At 55.9% G+C, this 20,746-nt stretch carries 19 protein-coding genes; 13 read left to right on the forward strand and 6 right to left on the reverse strand.

Annotated features, from left to right (window positions below; translation table 11 throughout):
- Positions 1-148: 148 nt before the first annotated feature.
- From HPY58_07915 to HPY58_07935, 5 genes are all read left to right on the forward strand, one after another.
- Positions 149-562 (forward strand): GntR family transcriptional regulator, encoded by a 414-nt coding sequence (locus tag HPY58_07915; protein NPV29566.1) that lies wholly within the window; start codon positions 149-151, stop codon positions 560-562.
- On the forward strand, positions 544-1,461 hold the full coding sequence (locus tag HPY58_07920) for an ABC transporter ATP-binding protein (GenBank protein ID NPV29567.1): 918 nt from the start codon (positions 544-546) through the stop codon (positions 1,459-1,461). Before HPY58_07915 ends, HPY58_07920 begins: the two co-directional genes overlap by 19 nt.
- Positions 1,439-2,482: an ABC transporter permease subunit gene (locus HPY58_07925; GenBank protein ID NPV29568.1), complete on the forward strand. Its 1,044-nt coding sequence runs from the start codon at positions 1,439-1,441 to the stop codon at positions 2,480-2,482. Before HPY58_07920 ends, HPY58_07925 begins: the two co-directional genes overlap by 23 nt.
- A gap of 93 nt (positions 2,483-2,575) precedes the next feature.
- Positions 2,576-3,664: a hypothetical protein gene (locus tag HPY58_07930; GenBank protein ID NPV29569.1), complete on the forward strand. Its 1,089-nt coding sequence runs from the start codon at positions 2,576-2,578 to the stop codon at positions 3,662-3,664.
- Between the two features lie 368 nt (positions 3,665-4,032).
- A complete protein-coding gene (locus HPY58_07935) occupies positions 4,033-4,611 on the forward strand; it encodes a hypothetical protein (protein ID NPV29570.1) in 579 nt (192 codons plus the stop codon).
- Between the two features lie 168 nt (positions 4,612-4,779).
- On the opposite strand, the gene HPY58_07940 is transcribed toward HPY58_07935, so the two are convergent.
- The 3 genes from HPY58_07940 to HPY58_07950 form a co-directional block, all read right to left on the reverse strand.
- Positions 4,780-5,760 (reverse strand): hypothetical protein, encoded by a 981-nt coding sequence (locus HPY58_07940; GenBank protein ID NPV29571.1) that lies wholly within the window; start codon positions 5,758-5,760, stop codon positions 4,780-4,782.
- Between the two features lie 170 nt (positions 5,761-5,930).
- Positions 5,931-7,049: a copper amine oxidase N-terminal domain-containing protein gene (locus tag HPY58_07945; protein ID NPV29572.1), complete on the reverse strand. Its 1,119-nt coding sequence runs from the start codon at positions 7,047-7,049 to the stop codon at positions 5,931-5,933.
- A gap of 354 nt (positions 7,050-7,403) precedes the next feature.
- Positions 7,404-8,366: an ADP-ribosyl-[dinitrogen reductase] hydrolase gene (locus tag HPY58_07950; protein ID NPV29573.1), complete on the reverse strand. Its 963-nt coding sequence runs from the start codon at positions 8,364-8,366 to the stop codon at positions 7,404-7,406.
- 204 nt (positions 8,367-8,570) lie between these two features.
- Between HPY58_07950 and HPY58_07955 the strand changes: the two genes are divergently transcribed.
- The gene (locus HPY58_07955) at positions 8,571-9,944 is read left to right on the forward strand and encodes an HD domain-containing protein (protein NPV29574.1); all 1,374 of its coding nucleotides are present in this window, start codon (positions 8,571-8,573) and stop codon (positions 9,942-9,944) included.
- A gap of 12 nt (positions 9,945-9,956) precedes the next feature.
- Entirely contained in the window at positions 9,957-10,718 is a 762-nt protein-coding gene (locus HPY58_07960) for an alpha/beta hydrolase (protein ID NPV29575.1), read from the forward strand.
- On the opposite strand, the gene HPY58_07965 is transcribed toward HPY58_07960, so the two are convergent.
- Together HPY58_07965 and HPY58_07970 are read right to left on the reverse strand one after the other, a co-directional pair.
- The gene (locus HPY58_07965) at positions 10,715-11,455 is read right to left on the reverse strand and encodes a metallophosphoesterase family protein (GenBank protein ID NPV29576.1); all 741 of its coding nucleotides are present in this window, start codon (positions 11,453-11,455) and stop codon (positions 10,715-10,717) included. The two genes, HPY58_07960 and HPY58_07965, sit on opposite strands and share 4 nt — an antisense overlap.
- Before the next feature lie 165 nt (positions 11,456-11,620).
- Positions 11,621-13,183, reverse strand: a complete 1,563-nt coding sequence (locus tag HPY58_07970) for a protein kinase (protein ID NPV29577.1) — start codon at positions 13,181-13,183, stop codon at positions 11,621-11,623.
- Between the two features lie 155 nt (positions 13,184-13,338).
- On the opposite strand from HPY58_07970, the gene HPY58_07975 reads away from it, so the two are divergent.
- The 6 genes from HPY58_07975 to HPY58_08000 all read left to right on the forward strand — a co-directional run bounded on the left by HPY58_07975 (position 13,339) and on the right by HPY58_08000 (position 20,193).
- The gene (locus HPY58_07975) at positions 13,339-14,148 is read left to right on the forward strand and encodes a hypothetical protein (GenBank protein ID NPV29578.1); all 810 of its coding nucleotides are present in this window, start codon (positions 13,339-13,341) and stop codon (positions 14,146-14,148) included.
- Between the two features lie 41 nt (positions 14,149-14,189).
- Positions 14,190-16,427 (forward strand): formate C-acetyltransferase, encoded by a 2,238-nt coding sequence (gene pflB / locus HPY58_07980; protein NPV29579.1) that lies wholly within the window; start codon positions 14,190-14,192, stop codon positions 16,425-16,427.
- A 24-nt stretch (positions 16,428-16,451) separates the two neighbouring features.
- Entirely contained in the window at positions 16,452-17,174 is a 723-nt protein-coding gene (gene pflA, locus HPY58_07985) for a pyruvate formate lyase-activating protein (protein ID NPV29580.1), read from the forward strand.
- 112 nt (positions 17,175-17,286) lie between these two features.
- On the forward strand, positions 17,287-18,081 hold the full coding sequence (locus HPY58_07990; GenBank protein ID NPV29581.1) for an MBL fold metallo-hydrolase: 795 nt from the start codon (positions 17,287-17,289) through the stop codon (positions 18,079-18,081).
- A gap of 96 nt (positions 18,082-18,177) precedes the next feature.
- Positions 18,178-19,257 carry a polysaccharide deacetylase family protein gene (locus tag HPY58_07995; GenBank protein NPV29582.1) on the forward strand — a complete coding sequence of 360 codons (1,080 nt, stop codon included), beginning with the start codon at positions 18,178-18,180 and terminating at the stop codon, positions 19,255-19,257.
- A 198-nt stretch (positions 19,258-19,455) separates the two neighbouring features.
- Positions 19,456-20,193, forward strand: a complete 738-nt coding sequence (locus tag HPY58_08000; protein NPV29583.1) for an SIMPL domain-containing protein — start codon at positions 19,456-19,458, stop codon at positions 20,191-20,193.
- Positions 20,194-20,309: 116 nt separating this feature from the next.
- Here the strand turns inward: HPY58_08000 and HPY58_08005 are convergent, their stop codons facing one another.
- Positions 20,310-20,684: a pilus assembly protein gene (locus HPY58_08005; GenBank protein NPV29584.1), complete on the reverse strand. Its 375-nt coding sequence runs from the start codon at positions 20,682-20,684 to the stop codon at positions 20,310-20,312.
- Between the last annotated feature and the right edge of the window lie 62 nt (positions 20,685-20,746).

A 20,746-nucleotide genomic window follows, 5' to 3' on the forward strand; every position in this document is an offset into this window, starting at 1 on the left:
CCGGGTAGTTTCAATGCCTTGCCAGGGGATTGACAAAAAGGCGGTCATAGTGTACTATTTACAATATGACATATAATACAATTAGAAAAAAGAGCACTGCTCGGCTAGAATTATACGCTTGCTCTTATTACTGGAAGGGGGAAGCGGCTTGTGGTTTGATATCGACCAGCGATCGAGCGTTCCCATCTACCAGCAGCTGGTGGAAGGGGTTAAGGAGGCGGTGGCCCGGGGAGTGCTCGCGGTTGGGGAAAAACTTCCTTCGGTAAGAGAACTGGCCGCCCGGACCGCCGTCAACCCCAACACCATCGCAAAGGCGTACCAGGAGCTGGAACGCGAGGGAATCATCGAAACCTTCCGGGGGCGCGGCACCTTTGTTGCTGCCCGGAAAATTCAAGTTGACGGGGAGGAGAAGAAAAGGGTGATCAGGGAGATGCTGCGCAGGGTATTGGTCGAGGCGTATTACCTGGATCTTTCCCAGGAGGAACTGCTTTCCTTGCTGGAGGAGGCGGTGCGGGAGTGGCACCGGGAGGGGAGGGGAAAGCAATGCCTGAACGGGCGATAGAGACGCGCGCTCTGACCAAGTTGTTCGACGGGAAACCGGCGGTGGATCACCTGGATCTGGCGGTTCCGGAGGGGTCCATCTTCGGCCTGGTGGGTCCTAACGGAGCAGGCAAAACGACTCTGATCAGAATGCTGATGGGCATCCTTAAGCCCGCTTCCGGTACGGGAACCATCCTGGGCAGGGACATCACCGACTCCTCCGGCGACGTCAGGCAGCAGGTCGGCTACGTGGCGGAGGTGCAGCACATGTACCCGTCTTTCCGGGTGGAGGAAATCCTGAATTTTTGCGCCCGGGTTTACCGCAACTGGGACTGGAAGCGGTGCCGGACCCTGTTGAAGGCTTTTGAACTCCCGGCGGAGAAACTGGTGCGGGCGCTCTCGAAGGGGATGAGGACCCAGCTCGCCCTGGTTATTGCTCTCGCGATCCGGCCGCGGCTTTTGATTCTGGACGAACCGGCCGGTGGTCTTGACCCCGTGATCCGCCGCCACTTCATGCAGTTGATCGTGCAGGAGGCTGCCTCGGGCAACACGACGGTCTTTTTCTCCACCCACAACCTGCGCGACCTGGAGCGGACGGCGGACCATGTGGCCGTCATCATGAAGGGAAGGCTCCTTTTCAGCAAACCCCTGGATGAACTCAAATCCGGAGCCAGAAAGATCCAGGTGGTCTTCCCGGAGGGTTTGCCTGAAGAAATCAGGAATCTGCCGGGCGTCACCCGGGTGGAGGCACAGGGAAAGGTATATTCCCTGATCGTGGGCGAAAACTTCAGCAAGACCCTGGAAAGAGTAAAGTTTTTCCATCCGGCATATCTTGAGCTTCACGATCTCGATCTGGAGGAGATCTTCATCCACACAATGGCGAGGGAGGGATACAGCCGTGAAGCGCTTGTGCTTGAATAGGGGCCTGGTCTGGAAGGAGTGGAGGCAGAACTGGTGGAGGTTCTGGGCGGTTGGCGTGCTCATGAGCATGACACCTGTACTGGACACCATTTTCATCTTGATTATCAGAGCCGTTGAGCCCACCGCCTATTTCAACGGCACGACTTTTTCGCAGGACCCCACCATCTGGTCGTTTCCGATTGCCGAAATGGTTCACGGCACTTCCGGCAGTTCATCCATGGGCACCCTTGCCGTTGTCCTGGCTCTGGGGCTGGGGGCGGTTCTGCTCGCCCAGGAGCGCCATCAGAACACCCTGGAGTTCCTGGTGGCCACACCGGTCAGCAGGCGGGAGATCGCCGCGACCAAGTTCCTGGTGGGTGCCGGGGCGATCACGGGCATCATGCTCGTCAACCTGTTGTTTATTGTTGTCATGGCCGCGATCCTGCCGGCCCGGTATACCAATTCTGCTGCTCTTGTCTGGTTTGGTGCCACCACCCCGGTACTGCTGGCAGCCTACGCCCTGGGTTTCCTGGTGGCGGCGGTGACCGGGAACCTGCTTGCCTCTTTGTTCGGCGCCCTGGGCCTTTTATATTTCCCGGGTTTCGCCCTTTTTTTCCTGCAAGAACTTCTTGTTTCTTTCGGAATCATCCGCTTCTCCGACCCCGTCAGTGCCTTTTTGGAGGGTCTGGGGAGGCACCTTATCCTTCCCGTCTATCTCGAGGGTTACCGTTACGGGGACGTAAGCGAGTGGCTGGCGCCGGGGATGCTCCTGGCGGCTGCCGTTTTCTTTCTGCTAGCGGTGTACCTCTTCGAGCGCAACCCCCTGGAGCGCACAGGCCAGATCCTGATGTTCGGAAACACCAGGGCGATCTTCCGGGTAGGGATCTCCCTGTTTGCCGCGACTCTTGCATCCATTATTACTCCTGACATTTTGGGTAACCGGCCCGGGGCCGCGCTGATGCTGGGGGTGTTTCTGGGCACATACGCGATCTGTTCCGCGTTGATCCTGATATTCTACAAGGTTCAGCGCAGTCCGGGCTGAGGCAGGCCGGCCGTGTCTTTTTCCTGTTGCAACACGACTTTTTAGTTTTTTAACATTATTTCTCTGAGAATATCTGGAGAAGGTGACCTTCGAATGGAAAAATCAAAATATACAAAATATAGAAAGAACCTGATTACTGCTGCTGTTGTTATGATCTGGATTGTCTTGTTAATCGTGGTGGGGAGCCAGTCAGTCCCGCGGGTGTACCCGTATTTTGCCCTTTCTTTTTCTATTTCGTTTATGTCACTGATTATCTGTCAGCATATTAGGGCCAGGGACAACTTTTTTCGGGGTCTTGCTGCCGGAGGCTTGAGCTCAATTATTACCGCAATCCAGGCGTTTTTGATCGGCGTCGTTTTTCGGGCGGTTCCAGATCTGGGAGTGCACGGCTATCAAACCGCGATGATTGTCATCCAAACGGTGTTCGCTGCCGGAGCAGTCGGATTTGCCTTTTTCTTTGTTTATAACATCAAGCACCCCCCCGGCGAAGCAATTTTACTTGTAATTTTTCTTGCCCTCAGCCTCTCCGGGATGGCCTCAGCCGTCACCGGCCACCCTGAGTTTGATCCCTGGGGAAGAAAACCGGATATTATATTCCGGAAGCAAATTGCCACGGATGGCTTTTCGTTGCCGTTGCGGCATGGGAGCAGACTTTACTTTGTCGGAAGCGCTTCTTCTGGTCCGAGATTGTTCTGCCTGGATATGGAGCGCGGGAAGCTGCTGTGGTTTCTTGAACTCGAGATTCCTCCCGGAGCAGATCGCAAAGAAGTAAGGTCTTACTCCCATGAAGCAATGCTTCAGCTTCGGCCGGGTAATATTGTCAGGGTAGCCTACGAAATTAGCCGCGCCGGACCGGATAGAACGCTGACAGGTTATGTTACTGCGGACGTAGACGTACGTGAAAGGCGAGTTTTAAGTTTGAAAGAGCACAAAGGAGAGCTCAACGTTCAGCAAACGACCTATGCGGAGGGGTTCAAATTTCAGGACATCACCGTGCAATACGGTGAGTATGACGGTGTCCGAATAACGGGACCAAATATAAATGCCCTGGTGCTGAGCAAAGGTTATCCGTATTGGTTTTACTGTTACAAAAAGAATATTATCTATACCACATCGTTTGGGTACCTGTGTGTTGTTTCCGATAACCGGTTTGATTTCCCGCCTGGCAGCTATAAAAAATGAATAATGAATATAGAGAAGTTTTTGTTCAATGGATCTTTGACTTCTTCCCAATATCAACAGCTAATCTTTCTCACCCTGGCCATGTTTTTTCCAATTGCAACACGAGAGGAAGAAATCTTATGGTTCAACATAATTTCGACAAAAGATCTTAAAATTCACCTTGCGTTCCCTCTCCCCCCTTTAATACACTAATACACGTGGAGCAGCACAGGCGTTACTGGCGCCGAGGTGGGCCCGGGAGGCATTTCATTTACCTTTTCATCTCAATCGAACAAGTGGGTGGTTGTTTCGCCTCCGTGTTACTGGACTATTTGATGACGAGAGAGACCAAGAGAGAGAGAGATCTTAAAAAAGGAGTTCTGGAAATCTTGAAGAAAGCAGATTGGCTGACAGTTGTCTCGTGTTCAGCTATTGTTCTGGTGCTGGTTTTCCTGGCAATTTTTCCTGCTGTGCGGCAGCGGCTAGTGGAACGCAAGGAGGAAAACGGGACGCTGGACATGTACGTGCGTACGGAACCGGCTAAAAACGGGGTAAAAATTGTGTTACATTTTCCTGACATCAAGAAGAAAAACATCACGCCCACCACCGGAAAAGGAATTGTAAAAGAGGGCTATTTCAGGGAAGAAGAGAACGGGATGATCGGAATCTATTTTCCGGGCACCCAGGGAAAGAGATTTGCCTCGATTGCTCCGGGGGATTTCGAAAAATACCGGGGATACCCTTTTATCTTTGTCCAAAACACGCTCTTCCGGGGAAAAGATATTGCAGCTGCATCCGACCTGATCGAGGAGATGGTGGTCATTCAAAACGAACCTCTGGATGTGCCGGGGACTCTGTTGATCGTCATACCCAAGAAAAAAATATACTTTATGCCTGAAAGGATTCCCGACAACGACGAAACACGCAAAACAATACTCCTTACGAAAGTCAGCAGCCCGCCGGAATAAATTTTACAGGGGATCTTTACCAGAATAAAATTCGCAAAGTCGTTTTGAGCAGGATTGAGCCCGGTGCTGCGGGGATTTCCCCATGGCAGCTGCCGGGCTTTTTTCTTGCCGGGTCTGCCGGGCAGGCGCACGGGTCCCGTTCGCAATCCAGGACGCGCCTGCCTTGCTCTATCTGGCTTCGGAGGCCGCCAGGGAGCCCCCGCATCCCCTGCAGTGTGGGAGGTGCCGGTTTGTTTCTTCGCCGCACTGCGGGCATTTAAGAAGCTGAGCGGCGCCGCACCAGGTGCAGAAAGCGCCCGGGGCGGGGAAGCCGCAGGCGGGGCAGAGCCCCCTCCAGAGCCGGCGGCGGCTGACCGCTTCGCCGGAAAAGAATTTGTTTTTCAGGTAAACGAGGGCTGCAATGCAGATGATCGAACCTCCCAGGGAGATGGCCCACTCGACGGGAATGACGTTGTGCAGAAAAGGATAGGCTATTTTAAAGAATATAACCAGGGTTTGCAGCGCCCCGAAACCCAAAAAACTCGTTCCGATGACCGCGTAGCGGGCAAGCCTGGGATTTGCACGGAACAGGTTGAAGATCCAGAAGGTCAGGGCAAAGGCGAGCAGGGCGTACGCCAGGGAAAAGCCTCCGGATTTCAAATCGCGCATCCTGTTCAACCGCTCCAGCTTTTCCTGGAAGCTCCTCTCTGCCCGAACATAGGCTTTCTGCTTGGGCTCGAGAATTTTCTTCTGGAAGTTGTTGAGGGTTGCCTCCGCCTCTTCTCTCCGGTCGCGGGCCTCGTCATATGCTTTTCTTGCCTTTTCCCATGCCTCTCTCTTCTGCGGGTCGTCAACCCCCCGGTCCAGGAGGGTGCGGTACTCCTCGCGGGCGGTTTCGTAATCGAGGCGGGCTTTAATTTCCGCCTCACGGCTCATCTGAACCGCGCCTGCGAGTTCTTCCTCTTTCTGGCGCAGCAGGGACAGCTCCTGCTCGGTGGATTCCGGAAGGAACTCCTGCCGGATTTTCATGTAATCGGGGCGGGGAAACATCCGGTCGACGGCAATTGCAATCCTCACTCCTCCGATCAGCAGAAAGATGGCTAAGGCGAAGGCCAGGATCTTTTCCGCCCTGGTTGCCTCCCGTTCTCCATGATTCTCTTCTCCACTCATCCGGTTTCCCTCCCCGGTTGTTTTAATTAACTTCATGCTTGCTTCTTTCCAGCACCCCTGTCAGGATAATTTTCCGGGATGAGATTTTTCATCGCTGCACTTAATTCTATCCGGAATTAAGAAGCTGAAGGTGCCGGGCGCGCCGGAGTTCCGTTTTGGCGGCAGCCGCGCTACTCAACCAGCCGGCGCATCTCCTCGTACCCCTGCTTTATTAATTCTTCAGACGGCTTAAACGCAGGCCACTCGTCCGGCGTAAAGGGAAGGTAGGCACCCGCCGGGTCCTCGTAATAGAATTTGATCGTTTCTGGCCTGATGCCGCCCATTATGTCCAACCCGGCCGTTACTTTTAAAAGCATGTTCGCATCGTCAGGTTTGTCGATGTATTGCCGCAGTTCCCGATTCCAGAAGTCTATTTTTTCTTCGACCCTGCGAACCTGTTCGGGAGTAAGCCTTCCCCGGTTTTCTTCCAGAAACTTGATGCGCCCTTGCTGGACAGGCCACTGTTCCGGCTCTTTATAGGCCGGAACGTGCGCCACTGTAGTGCTGAACAGCGCCTCCACCCCGGAAGCAGCTGCGCTGTGAGAAAGGCAGGAAACTTCGGTTTTCAGCAAGCGGTAGTGCTTCCCGTACATCTCGGTAAGAAATTTCGTCACCTGTTCCTGCAGGTGCTCCAGCACATCGTCCCGCATTATCTGGGCTACAAACCAGTGCCGCTCGTACTGCTTAACGGTCACCCTGGCTGTGTACGAGCCCGCGGGGCCGGTGGAAGCCATCATTTCGAATCTGACCTCGCACCCCCAGGCGCCGTCCTTGCTCTTGGTCTCCCGGGTTATCTCATAGCGCTCGACCCAGGGGCTGGACACTCCTGTCACCCAACCGCACTCCTCGTACTCCGGGCGCATTTTCTCCTTCAGCTCCGGAGAAAGAACGGCGTACTGGAGCGCGCCGTTGCGCGTTTTCACGCCTGTCGCCCATTTTTCTACTGCTTCCCGCGGCGATGTCGAGGCCAGCGCGTTATGCAGAAGAGTAATCTGGCGCTCGAGCGATTCAAGCTGCGGGACGTTGACGCGCACGGTCGCGGTGGCCTCTTCCCAAGTCACATCCGCGCCGAGGGCCGCGGCGACCCACCTCACGGGCGCCACCACCCGCCCGTTTATCAGCTGGGGCGGGACGTCCGGCTCGATTTCCCGGCCGTTGACGAGCAGCCTGACGGGACTGCCGGCCGAGACCGCGCTGGCAAAAAGACCAGCCAGAGCCAGAGCAGCAAAGACAACCAGCAACCTTTTCAACGCAGGAACCCTCCTTAACTTTTAAATTTTCCAACACTGCGGCGCCGCAGCAGCTGCAGGTAAAGCTGCAGGTAAATCCTTCCGGACCGGGCTTCGCATCGGTTCCGATGCGAAGAGAAGAGCACTCTGCAGTCTCTTCCTAAAGGAGGCGGCGCACGGATACTTCGTTTGAGTTGACGGGATCGACACCACCCCCTTCGCCGGTTTCCAAATGGTCTCTACTTTTACCTACGCCCTGCCGCCCGGAAATCTTACTCTGGGTTGCTGCAAAAAACAAAAAGCCTTTTTTCCGGCTTCCTGCCAGGTTCGAGGGCCTTCCTGACCCGCTTTTCAATGGTTTGCTTGCCCCGGGGTTTATCTAAAAGTGCCGGGATGCCGCGAGGCGAGGTGAAAGAGCTGCTGGGATACCTTATCCAGCTCCTCCTTTGGCTTGAGGGTTTCGAGCCACCGCGCCGGGATTGCCCTGTAACCGTAGAAGGTCCCTGCAAGGCCGCCGCAGACAGCGCCGACGGTATCGGCATCCCCGCCCAGGTTGACGGCTTCAACGACGGCCTCCTCAAAAGTAAGGGTGTGAAGGAAGCACCAGACGGCAGCTGCCAGCGTATCCAGGCAGTGCCCTGTCGGGGAGATCTCCTCTTTGGACATAACAGCGATCTTTTCAACCGTTTCTTTGATGGTTTCCAGAGTTCCGGCAGGAAGGTCTGCTGAGTAATTTTCGGTATCCTTAAGCGCTGCTTTTAGAAACCCCTCTTTATTTTGGGGGGAGTGGGGCGCGTATAAAAGACGGCGCGCCAGGTTGTTGTAAAAGGCGCAGGCTGCTTCAGCTAACGGCTCGTAGTGGGTCATCCGCGCCAGTTCCCGGGAGATCCGGTTCATTTTTTCGGGGTTTTGGGCATAGGCAAAAGTAACCGGGAGGGTCCGCATCAGGCAGCCGTTTCCTGCAGCTTTCCCTCCCAGGGCATGGCAGGCCCGCTTTGCTGCCTCATCCCAGTCCGGATTTTCGAGATAAAAAGAAAGGGCGGTGCGAATTGTTTCTCCCACATCTTTTGGGTTGCCCTGAAACCAGCGCAGGAACATTTTCCCCACCGCGTCCCGGGGAGAGGCCGGATTGGCGAGAATCCCTTTTGCTACAGCCAGTGTGATCTCGGTGTCGTCGGTTACTTCCCCCGGCTCCAGGTTGAGCCATCCCCCTCCAATTATTTCCGTGAGGCAGCCGAAGCGGCGCCGGATTTCACCCTGGCTCAAAAACTCTACTGTGGCGCCCAGGGCGTCCCCTACCGCAACTCCGAAAAGACCTCCCCGGATGCGATCTCGCAGTTTAGCATCCACAAAGAATCCCTCCTTTTTTAAATTTTTTTATTTTTCCCTTGGTTTTGTCAACCAAAAACCTGGCCGAAGGTTCTTGCCTTAAAATAGTGGTCCTGCTATGCTTTGGAATGAGCGCAGGTATTGCTGTGATTTAATGGGTTAACTTTTTGTTGATGGAGGAAGGAAGAGAGACTGATCAGAGGAGTTGAATTGATGAAGCTATCTCTTCCGGAGGAAGTAAAAGCAGCGTGCAGGCTTCTGGCGGAGCACCGGTACCAGGCCTTTGTGGTTGGAGGCGGGATCAGAGACATGTTTCTGGGGATTGCTCCCCAAGACTGGGATCTGGCCACCGATGCCAGGCCGCAGGAGATGGAACGGATCTTTAAAAGCGCCGGTTTCAAGGTGCTCCCCACAGGGGTGAGGTTTGGTACTTTAACGGTTTTGGTTCACGGTTTTCCCCTGGAAATCACGACGTTCCGGGTCGAGGGAGACTACCACGACTTCCGCCGTCCGAACCAGGTTTATTTTGTGAGGGAAATTGAAGCGGATCTGGCGCGGCGGGATTTTACCATCAATGCCCTCGCGTACGACCCTCTGCATTCCCTCTTTTGTGATCCTTTTGGAGGCCTGCAAGATCTTCTCAAGGGAGAAATTAAGGCGGTGGGAGACCCCGAGGCCCGGATCTCCGAGGATCCGCTGAGGATGATGCGGGGCGTTCGCCTTGCCGCCGAGTTCGGGTTCCGCCTTGAAGCAAAGACAGAGCATGCCATTACCAGGTGCGCCGAACTGATTCGCAAAGTTTCTGCGGAGCGGATCAGGGATGAATTAAACCAGACCCTGCTCGCCCTTCACTTTATCCAGGGTCTGGAGCTTCTGCAGAAGCTGGGCCTGCTTTTTCTCATTATTCCGGAGTTGAAGGAAGGCTGGCTTTTTGCCCAGTACCACCCGTCTCACCGGTATCCGGTTTTAGATCACACTTTTGAGGCCCTGCGTTACACTCCGGCTTCCCTCGAGGTTCGCCTCGCGGTTTTGCTGCATGATGTTGCAAAACCCCGGACTTTCAGCCGGGGCGAGGACGGACGCGGCCATTTTTACGGTCATGAGCATTTGGGGGCAGAGATGGCGGAGCGAATTTTGAGGAGGCTGCGTTACAGCACCCAGCTGATCCGCCGCGTAACGGTTTTGATCAGGGAGCACATGCTGGATGTGGGGATGGGCGCCGCGGGAATCCGGAGGCTTATTGCGAGGGTGGGTCGGGATCTGATTCCGGAGCTTCTGGCTGTCCGGGAGGCGGATTTTCTCGCCCACAGTACAGAATTAATCCTCAGGTCCCTGGACGACTTCGACCGGTTCCGGAGCCGCTTGAAAAGGATCCTGGAGGAAGAGGGGACCATCGAAATGAGGGATCTGGCCGTCAACGGGGGGGATGTGCTGGAAATTCTTGGCTGCCGCCCGGGCCCCGTTGTGGGAAGGGTTTTGAAAGCACTCTGGAACGAGGTTCTGGCCGACCCTCGCAAAAACAACCGGACCTATCTCCTGGCCCGCACGCGGGAACTTGCCGGGGAACTGAGGGAAAAGTACGACTAGGAGGGGCAAGATGTGCGTGAACAGGTGAGCTTTCTGAATTCTGAAAAAGAGCGGCTTGTCGGAGACCTTGAATTACCTCCCGCAGGGAGGCCGGAATGGGTGATTGTCGTCTGCCACGGTTTCCTTGGCACGCGGCAGGGCGGGGGCCGGGCGGTCGTTCTTGGGGAGCGCCTGGCGGGCGCCGGCTACGGTGTGCTCCGCTTTGATTTTGCCGGTTCGGGAGAGAGCGAAGGAGATTTTTCTTCTGCTACTTTGACGAAAAATGCGGCGGATCTCCGCTCCGCCCTGGATTTTCTCGAGAGCCGGCGGTTCCGGAACTTTCTTGTCCTCGGCCGGAGCTTTGGAGGAAACGCCGCCCTTGCAGGAGCGGCTCGCGACCACCGCATCCGGGGAGTGTGCCTCTGGAGCACCCCACTTGAGATGCTCCCCATTTTGCGCAGGATAATCGGTGAAGAGTTGTATCAGGCTCTCCACCGGGGCGAAAAAATCACCTGGTCAGACGGCTTCCGGGCCTACTCGAAAACGGGGGATTTTATCCGCGACCTGGAAGGGTACCGGATGCAGGACCTGGTGGCTGAAATCAGCCCGCGCCCCCTTTTAATCGTCCACGGGGAGGCGGATGAACTGGTTCCCGTGGCGGAGGCCGAGGCTCTTTTCCGGGCCGCCGGAGAACCTAAAGAACTCTTCCTCATTCCGGGCGGGGATCACCATCTCTCCAGCCACCAGGAGCAGGCGATCAGGGCGACCTTGACCTGGCTGCGGCGTTTTTTCTAGTACCCTAAACTCAGGCGTTTGGCCAGCATCAGGGGAAGCCCTGCTGCAACCACTTTCCGCTGGGTGAGGTTGAGGTCGTAGGGGACGTGGCGAAACTCGATTTCGGCATGTTCTGTGTCGTAAATAAGATATGACGCTCCCGGCTTTCCGTCCCGGGCCTGGCCGATGCTGCCCGGATTGATCAGGTACAACCCGGTTTTGCCAAGGCGGTATTTGCTTTCCTTTTCGCCTGCCTGAACATAACCGTCATCCGTGTAGTAAAGAGCTCTCTGGTGCGTGTGGCCGAAAAAACAAACGTTAATCTGAGGATAATGAGATTTGAGGGTTAAAAAGGCGCGGGAGGCGCTTCCCGCAGAAAAAATGTAGGCATACGGATGCCAGGGTGAGCCGTGGACCGCCAGAAAATTGCCATCAACGAGAAGGCGTTCCGGGAGCTGTAGCAGCCACTGCTTATTGTTCTCTTTCAGGTTGCGGGCTGTCCAGAGGAGGGCTGCCTGGGCGATCGGGTTGAAATCTTCTATCCCGCAGAGCCCGACTGCAGCATCATCGTGGTTCCCCCGAAGGCACACAAAACCGCGTGCCCGGCACAGTTCAGTGCATTCGTTGGGGTTTGGGTAGTAGCCGACAATGTCACCAAGGCAGATGATCTCCTGGACATCCTGCTTTTCGAGATCCGTGATGGTTGCCTGGAGGGCCTCCAGGTTTGCGTGGATGTCACTGAGCACTGCATAACGCACCGGGGATATTTCTCCCTTCTTGCCCCTGTTTTCGGAGCGTTCTTTTTTATTTTCGGAAACCTGGTTAGTTTTGTCAACTCAGAAAAAGTTGTTCTTTTGCTGTCGGCCGACGCAGGAGGGTGGCTCCTCAGGAGGCCGGCCCCAAAGCCTCCGCCGGAGTGCTGCCTAAGAGATGGGGATGGAACGGACCAGGTTCTGATCAACATAGAGGAAAATGACCCCGGCACCATGGGTGGAAATGGGGATTTTATGCTCTCCTGCCTCCATCTGCCGGCGGTAGGCGGTGCGCCTTCCGGCATAATCCTGCACCACCAGTTGCACCGTGGATTTCTGGAAAAGGCGCACCGTGATCACCGTTTCTCTTTCCGGAGATGCAGTCTGTTTTACGGAAAGCCTGATCATGGTGCCCCGGGGATGCCGGGTATTGGGAGGAGGAGCGGTGTCTGCAACAACCCCCTCCTGGTTGCTTCCCGCGACCCGGAATCCCGCCTTTCTCAATTCATTCACCGCTTCCGAAACAGGTCGGCCTCTGACGTCTGGAACCGAGGCGAAACGGGAGCCCAGGCTGATCGTGAGAAAAACAGGAAACCCTTTGAGCACCCTGCTTCCGGCCGGCGGCCATTGCGCCATGACCCTTCCCGCGCCCAGGTTTTCGTTGTAGATTTGGCGCCAGGGATGCGCCTGGAGTTTGGCCTGCGCCAGGGTTCGGGAGGCTTCCTCGAGCGAGAGCCCCTGGAGCGGGGGGACGGGAACTCCAGCTGCAAAATAGCCAAAGGAGACCAGAAATGCCAGGCAGAGCAGGATGGCTCCGGCGAAGGCGGTGCGCCGCCGGGAGGGCCGGGAACCCAGGAGTTTCGCAAAAGAAGAGGTGCGCCCGGGAAAGACCAGGGCCCTGGTGCTCTCTTCATCCTCCTCCGCTTCAAGGAAAGGTTTCAGCGCCCGGGCAAAGGCAGCGGCATCGGGAAAACGCGCTGCCGGGTCCTTCGCGAGGGCCTTCTGCACCACTGCTGCAAGCAAAGGGGAAACTGCCGGGCTGACTTCATTAAGCGGAGCCGGCTCCTCGTGCAGGTGCTTGCCCGCAATTTCGGCAAAAGAGGACCCCGCAAAAGGAGCCTTTCCTGTCAGGAGTTCGTAAAGGACAATTCCTGTACTGTAAATATCTGTTTGGAAGCAGGCCCCCTTCCCTTTGATTCTTTCCGGAGCGAGGTAGGGGAGCGAGCCGACCAGCTGTTCTGTCTGGAGTGAAGAATCGTGAATGTTTGCGGCCAGACCGAAATCGGCCACTTTGACCTGGTTTGTTGAGTTAACCAAAATGTTGTGGGGTTTGATATCCCGGTGGATGATTCCCTGCCTGTGGGCTTCGGCCAGGGCCAGGCAAACCTGGTAGACGATGCCGGCGGCGCGGTCAGGGGAAAGGGGGCCCTCTCTTTGAAGCAGAGACCTCAGGTTTTCTCCCGGGAAGTATTCCATGACGAGGAAGAACTGCTCCCCTTCTTCTACCAGGTCGTAGATGGAAATGATGTTGGGATGAGAGAGGGCGGCTGCTGCCCGCGCCTCCTGCCAGAGGTGCCTCCGGTAGACTTCGTTTTCCGCCAGGTGAGGGTGAAGGACTTTAATCGCCACGGTTCTGTTCAACAGCCTGCAGCGCGCCCGGTAGACGGTGCCGATCCCGCCCCGTCCGATCTCCTCTTCGATTTCGTAGCGGTTTGCCAGCATGAAAGGAACCATTTCCTCTCCCCTGAGCCGATGGTAGTCTTTTTTTATATCTTATCAGGGTAGGGAAATTCCGGCAACTTGAAATCTTTTCTGCCTTTTGTGGCAACAAGAAAGAAGGGTATGTTAGAGTATGTTAGAATAATTTTAAGAAAGGGAGGCTGGTAAAGTTGTGGCGTGCACTTTTTGCTTTAACCCCTGCCGAGGGAAAACGGTTGATCGCGAAGGGGGTGCGGCGCTTGCCTGAAGTAGCCAGGGCGCTCCGGGAAGGGAAGATCATTATTGCGGGCGGCACCACCAATGCCTTTGTTGCCGAAGAGATCCTGGGCAGGAAAATTCCCAAGGAACGCTACACTGCAGGAATTATCACAGGCGGCATGACCTGCGTTACACCCCCTGAAATGCGGATCCCGCCTCTTGTTTTAATTAAGGGGGAAGTGAGCGAAGCAAGCTGGGAAGATGTTTTAGAGGATTTCGGGCCCGGGGATGTCTTTATCAAAGGAGCCAACGCCGTGGATGCCACGGGAATGGCCGGAGTTCTTGTTTCTCACCCGGCCGGAGGGACGATCGGAAAGGCGCTTGGAGTTCTGGCTGCAAGGGGTTCCCACCTGATCGTTCCCGTCGGCCTGGAAAAGATGATTCCTTCCGTAGCACTGGCTGCCCGCAGCTGCGGGACAATGCTTTTTCATTACTCCCTGGGGAGTCCCGTCGGGCTGGTGCCCCTCGTCCAGGGCAAGGTGGTTACCGAGTTGACGGCGCTGGAAATTTTAGCACCTGTTGAAGCGGTTGCCCTGGGCGCCGGCGGCGTCGGCGGTTCTGAAGGCGCGGTTGTAATTGCCGTCTCCGGAGAGGCCGACAATGTGGAACGCATCTTTAACTTGATTAAAGAAATCAAAGGGGAGCCTCCGGTATCCGGACTCAAGCAGGAGTGCGCGAAGTGCTTCAGCCCGTGCGCAGCCGGAGAAGCAAAAATGTATTGAACGGTTCCTTCCCGGACAAGCTAAGCTTGGGGGTGACTTTGATGGCAGTGGCTTTGGTGAAGGATTGCTACCGGGGATTTCGAGGCACCACCTGGCGCAGGCAGATCGATGTCCGGGATTTTATTTTAAGCAACGTTCGCCCCTACCAGGGGGATGCTTCTTTCCTGGCCGGGCCCACGGAGCGCACCAAAAAACTTTGGGAAAAGTGCCGGGAACTCCTTGCCGAGGAGCACCGGCGGGGTGGTGTATACAAAATCGATCCCAGGACGGCGGCAACCATTACAGCTTTTCCGCCTGGCTACATCGACCGCGACCTGGAGATAATTGTAGGACTCCAGACCGATGAACCCCTCAAAAGGGCGGTCAACCCTTTCGGAGGGATCCGCATGGCCGACACGGCCTGCCGGCAGTACGGAGTTGAACTCGACCCCAGGCTGAAGGAGATCTTCATGAAGTACCGGGTAACCCACAACGACGGTGTTTTCATGGTTTACACCCGGGAGATGCGCAGGTTGCGCCATTTCGGGATTATTACAGGCTTGCCTGATGCTTACGGGCGCGGCCGCATCATCGGGGACTACCGCCGCGTTCCTCTGTACGGTGTGGACCGCCTGATTGCTGCCAAGGAAGAGGACCTCGACCACCCGGACCTCCTGCGCATTACGGAGGAAACCATCCGGCTCCGGGAGGAGGTAAGGCAGCAGATCAACGCCCTGCATGATTTAAAAAAGATGGCGGCAGGCTACGGTTTCGACATCAGCCGCCCTGCCGCCACGGCGCGGGAGGCGGTTCAATGGTTGTATTTTGCCTACCTTGCGGCGATCAAGCAGCAGAATGGAGCGGCCATGTCCCTGGGCAGGGTCAGCACCTTCCTTGATATCTACCTGCAGCGGGACCTCGAGGAAGGCGCCCTGACAGAGGAGGGGGCCCAGGAGCTGATCGACGACTTTGTCATCAAGCTCCGGCTTACAAGGCACCTCCGCACCAGGGAGTACAACGAACTTTTTGCCGGGGACCCCAACTGGGTTACCGAATCCATCGGAGGGATGGCGCTGGACGGCCGGACCCTGGTGACCAAAACCTCCTTCCGGATGCTTCAGACCCTGTACAACATGGGCCCCGCCCCGGAGCCCAATCTGACGGTCCTCTGGGCGCAGGGCCTCCCCCGCGGGTTCAAGGAGTTCTGCGTCAGGGTCTCTATAGAAACCTGTTCCCTCCAGTACGAGAACGATGATTTAATGCGGCCGCTGTTTGGCGATGATTACGGGATCGCCTGCTGTGTTTCGGCGATGCGCCTGGGGAAGCAGATGCAGTTTTTCGGGGCAAGGTCCAACCTGCCCAAGTGCCTTTTGCTGACATTAAACGGGGGCCGGGAGGAGTTCAGCGGGGAGAAGATTGCTCCTGCCTTTTACCAGGCGAAGCCGGGGCCCCTGAAGTTTGAAGAGGTCTGGCCGGCCTTTCAGAAGATGACAGGCTGGCTGGCAGAAAAATACGTTGATACCATGAACGTAATCCACTACATGCATGACAAGTATGCCTACGAAAGCCTTCAGATGGCCCTGCACGACACCTTTGTGGAACGCCTGATGGCCTTTGGTCTCGCCGGCCTTTCGGTTGTAGCTGACTCCTTAAGCGCCATCAGGTACGCCAGGGTGGAACCTGTCTTTGACGAAAGGGGTCTGGTTGCCGATTTCAAAATTGAAGGGGATTTTCCCAAGTACGGGAACAACGACGACCGGGTCGACGAGCTGGCCGTAGCTGTGGTGAAGCTGTTTGATCAGGAATTGAAAAAACACCCTGCTTACCGGGGCGCCAGACACACCCTTTCGCTGCTCACCATTACCAGCAACGTGGTTTACGGGAAAAAAACGGGGAGCACGCCGGACGGCAGAAGGGCGGGAGAACCCTTTGCGCCTGGAGCCAACCCCATGCACGGGCGGGATACAAAGGGGGCCCTTGCTGCTCTGAGTTCGGTGGCAAAGATTCCGTACGAACACGCTCTGGATGGAATTTCTTATACCTTTTCCATCTCGCCCGGGGCGCTGGGGCGCAACGGCGAGGCCCGGGTTCAGAATTTAGTTGCCCTTCTGGACGGTTATTTTGCAAAGGGGGGCCACCACTTGAATGTCAATGTCTTCGACCGCGAACTTCTGATCGATGCCATGAATCACCCGGAAAAGTACCCCCAGCTGACGATTCGGGTCTCCGGTTATGCCGTAAACTTCATCAAGCTCACCAGGGAGCAGCAGGAAGAGGTGATCAGGAGGACGATTTTTTAATTTTCGAAAACGGGAAGGCCTGAAATGATCGGATACATCCATTCCATCGAAACCTTCGGAACTGTTGATAACGGCGGCATCCGCTTTGTCCTCTTCCTGCAGGGCTGTGCTCTGCGCTGCCGTTTCTGCCACAACCCCGATACCTGGCTCACCCGGGGAAAGCCCGTAACCGTAGCCGAAATTGTCGATCAGCTGCAGGAATATAAAATCTTCTTTGACCTGTCAGGAGGGGGGCTGACCGTTTCCGGTGGCGAGCCCCTGCTCCAGCACCGTTTTGTGGAAGAGCTCTTTGTTGAAGCGGGCAAAATGGAAATCCACCGCGCCCTGGATACCGCCGGGTTCTGCAGGCACGGAAACCTTTTGGAGGTCCTTCCCCATACAGACCTGGTTCTGTTTTCGATCAAGGTTGTGAATCCGGAAAAGCACCGCCAGCTGACCGGGGCAGGAAATAAAGAAATTTTAGAAAACCTGGCCCTGGCGGTCAGGTCTCCTGTTGCTCTGGTGCTCCGCTACGTTCTCATTCCCACCCTCAACGACACCCAGGAGGATATTTCAGACCTGATCAACCTTGTCAAGTCCCTTGACCGGACCCCTCCCGTAGAGGTTCTTCCTTACCATAAAATGGGTGCTGCCAAGTGGGAACAGCTCGGATTGGACGATCCTCTTGCCCGCATTCCTCCCGCCACCCGGGAGCAGGTTGCCGCCGTCCAGGAAAAGCTCCGCAGGGCCGGCCTCCGGCTTCATTAATCCCTCACTAAAAAATTGATGGGGTTTTATTGGAAAAGGCGTGCAGATGAGTTATACTAAGCTTGGTTTAGAGCTTTTAGCCTTTTTGTAATTTGGGGAGCTTCGAGGCGGAATGGGGGAAGAGCGGAACAGGGATTTTATCAAGTTTCTCGGAACGGGGGGCGCCCGTGTTGTGGTGGCAAAACAGGTGCGGGCCTCTGCCGGAGCCTGGCTTGCGCTGTCTGGAGTCAATTTATATTTGGATCCGGGGCCGGGGGCTTTAGTCAGGTGCTGGGCGAGCAGGCCGCCGTTGGATCCTGCCCTCCTTGACGGGATTATTTTGACCCACCGGCACCTCGACCACTCCGGCGATTTGAACGCCCTCACCGAGGCCATGACCGAAGCCGGGTTGAAAAAGCGGGGAAGCGTTTTCCTGCCCGGGGACGCCCTTCGCGAAGAATCCGTTCTTTTCCGGTATCTCTGGCCGGTGGTCGCTCGCCTGGAACTATTGGAAGCAGGGAAGAGCTACCAGGTCAAAAACTTGAGCTTCGCGACTCCAGTACGGCACATTCATCCTGTTGAGACCTACGGTCTGGTTTTTTCCCTCTCCTGGGGGAAGATCGCCTGGATTTCCGATACCCTGTTTTTCCCCGAACTCTCCGATTATTACCAGAGCGACCTCCTGATCCTCAACGTACCCCGCCTGGAGCCCCGCACTCCCGATGAAATCCAGCACCTCTCCCTTGCCGACGCCAGTCTCTTGATCCGGGAAATTAAGCCCAGGGCTGCTGTGCTGACCCATTTCGGAATGACCATGCTGCGCGCCAAACCCTGGCTCCTGGCCGAGAAGCTTGCTGACGAAGCGGGAGTGAAGGTGATCGCGGCCCGGGATGGGATGACCCTTTCCTTACCCGATCTTCTCCAGTAGCTTCTCTGGATAATTAATTGCTTCACCTTGCCTGCTCCGGATATGGTAGAATAATAGTGAGGTTTATCGAATTACGTCAAATTAGGAGTGAAGGCATTGCCCGAAACCCCTTTCTCCACCGGAAAGCGCCTCCTGCTGCTTGCCTTTTTATTTTTGCTTGCGGCGGCCTTCTTCTTGCTCCAGGTAGTTGCGTGCTTCGGTTTGACCCCTGTGAAAGAGGTGGTTTCAGGTGCGGGTGCCTTTCCTGAAGCAAATTCTCCCGCCCCCGAAAAAGCTCCAGGGAAAAAAGAGCAGAACCCGGGTCCCCGGGCGACGGAGCCGGCTCCGGCCTTTCCCCTGCCCGGAGCCGCTCTCCTTCAGGAACCCCCGCCGCTTGCAGGTTCTCTTCCCCGGCAGGCACCTGCTGCTGGGAGCGAAATCCCCGGTGTCCTGCGGAGCGTTCCTTATGCCGCCAAAAAAGTCGCACTTACCTTTGATGACGGCCCCTTTTTAAATTTCACCCCTGCATATCTCAAAGTGCTCCAGGAACAGGAGGTTCATGCCACCTTTTTTTTGGTTGGGCGGCATATTCAGCGCGCTCCAGGTCTGGTTGGGCTCATTGCGCAACAGGGGCACGAAATCGGCAACCACACCTTCAGCCACCGCAATTTGAGCCAGGTTCCCCTCGAGAGCGCCAGGCAAGATCTTTTGATGACCGCGAAGCTGATTGAGCAGGAGGGGGGGCCTCGGGTCAAATTTTTCCGGCCGCCGGGCGGAAACCTGAATCCTGCACTGGTTAAAATGATCAGGGAGATGGGGATGGAAATTGCCCTCTGGAATATCGATCCCAAGGACTGGTCGCGCCAGGCGACCCCAACCCAAATCGTAAACCACATTCTGACCCGCCTTCAGCCCGGCTCCATCGTGCTTCTCCACGAAGGAAGACCTCAAACCCTGGCGGCCCTGCCGCTTCTGATTAAAGAGTTGAAGCAGCGCGGCTGGCAGCTGGCAACCCTTTCAGAACTCCGGGCGGAGCATGCGGCTCCCCCTCCAAAAGAGCAGCCCGAACCCTCTTCGGGGTCCTCCGGTGCCCCCTTGCCCGTAACCGGTCCGCCAGCTAGCCCTCCCCTTTCTCCGGGAGTTCAAAGCGCTCCGGCTCTTCAGGTAAATGGGGGTCCAGAGATCGAGCAGAATTGACCTGGGCAGGATTGAGGCATGCGACTCCAGACACGGCGCTGTTGCAGTCCAGCACTGTAAGATTTCTTGAAAAATCGGCGTAGCTTAAGTTGGGAACCACTTCAGGCCAACGTAAGGGAGGGATTCAAGAGAGAAAAGACCGGGACTGCCGGTTTTTACATGCCTGCAATATCAGGGGGAGAGGAGGAGTATTTTAGAATGGATCAGAAGTTTGAAAACAAGTACCCGCAGCTCATCATCTCAGCCGCAATTCTTGGTCTGAGCCTCATTATCTGCGTTGCCCTCGCGGCAGGCGCCTGGACGAAACAGCGGTCGACGATCTCTGTTACCGGTGCGGCAACGAAGCAGCTTCGTTCAGATTACGCTGTTTGGAGCTGCGGCTTCGCGCGGCGCTCCAACGACAGGGCGGAGGTCCTGGCAGCACTGAAAAAAGACCTGCAGGAGGTTGTAAGCTTCCTGCGCGCAAAAGGAATCTCTGAGAGCGAAATCACCGTGCAGCCGGCGAACATCAGCACGATGTACAAAGTCGACCAGCACGGGAGAGAAACAAACGAGGTGCTGGGCTATACCGCGTATCAGTCGTTCGAGGTGAAGGCGCGGGATGTGGATAAAGTTACTGCAGCCTTCAGGAGCATAGGGGAGCTGCTTGACAGGGGTGTCGACCTCCAGGTCGCTCCTCCCCAGTACTTCTACACCAAACTGGATGAACTAAAGGTGGAGATGCTGGCCGAAGCAACGAAGAACGCCAGGGAGCGCGCAAAAAGGATCGCGGAGGATGGAGGAGGAAGCATCGGCCCCCTGCGGTCGGCCAGAATGGGCGTTTTTCAGATCACCCCTGTAAACTCGAACGAGGTGTCTGACTACGGCATCAACGACACAAGCTCTCTGGAGAAGAAGATTACCGCCGTCGTCAACGCCGAGTTCTTCATCAAGTGACTGTGATATCCGCACCACGCCGGGGCATGCCCAAAACTTGCTCTCAAAGCACTAAGCCGGAATTTTTCGCCGGACTGATATCGTCCTGTTTCAGGGGCGGAGAGGTTTTGGGGTTCTCATGAATGTACCAGAGAAAGTGCTTTTGTTACCGCCATATCAGCATCTGCACCATAAGCGTCAGCTCCTGCGGACTTAGAAAAGCGAGGGGTAACAGCAAGGCCGCCAACTAAGATCTTGGTCTGCTTACTGGCAGGGGTCGGCCGGACTGCCTGGACAATCTCCTTATATGTACGCTTTTCTTTTGCTCTTTCGGCGTCCTCATAGACGGCATAGGAGCGCGCCGCTTCGAAAGCCGCTTCCCGGATGTAGGCGTTTCCGATTCCCCAGAAAGAGGTCATGGTGATTCCGGAAACGAAGAGCATGAAAATTAAAAAGCAGATGGCGAATTCGATCATCACGTTTCCGCGCTCGTCAAGCAAATCCATCACCATCCTTGCAAATCTGTCTTGACATAATACTTCTATCTGTTATAATCAAGCATAAGGTGATTGAT

This window comes from Bacillota bacterium, from assembly GCA_013177945.1.
Classification (GTDB): domain Bacteria; phylum Bacillota; class DSM-12270; order Thermacetogeniales; family Thermacetogeniaceae; genus Ch130.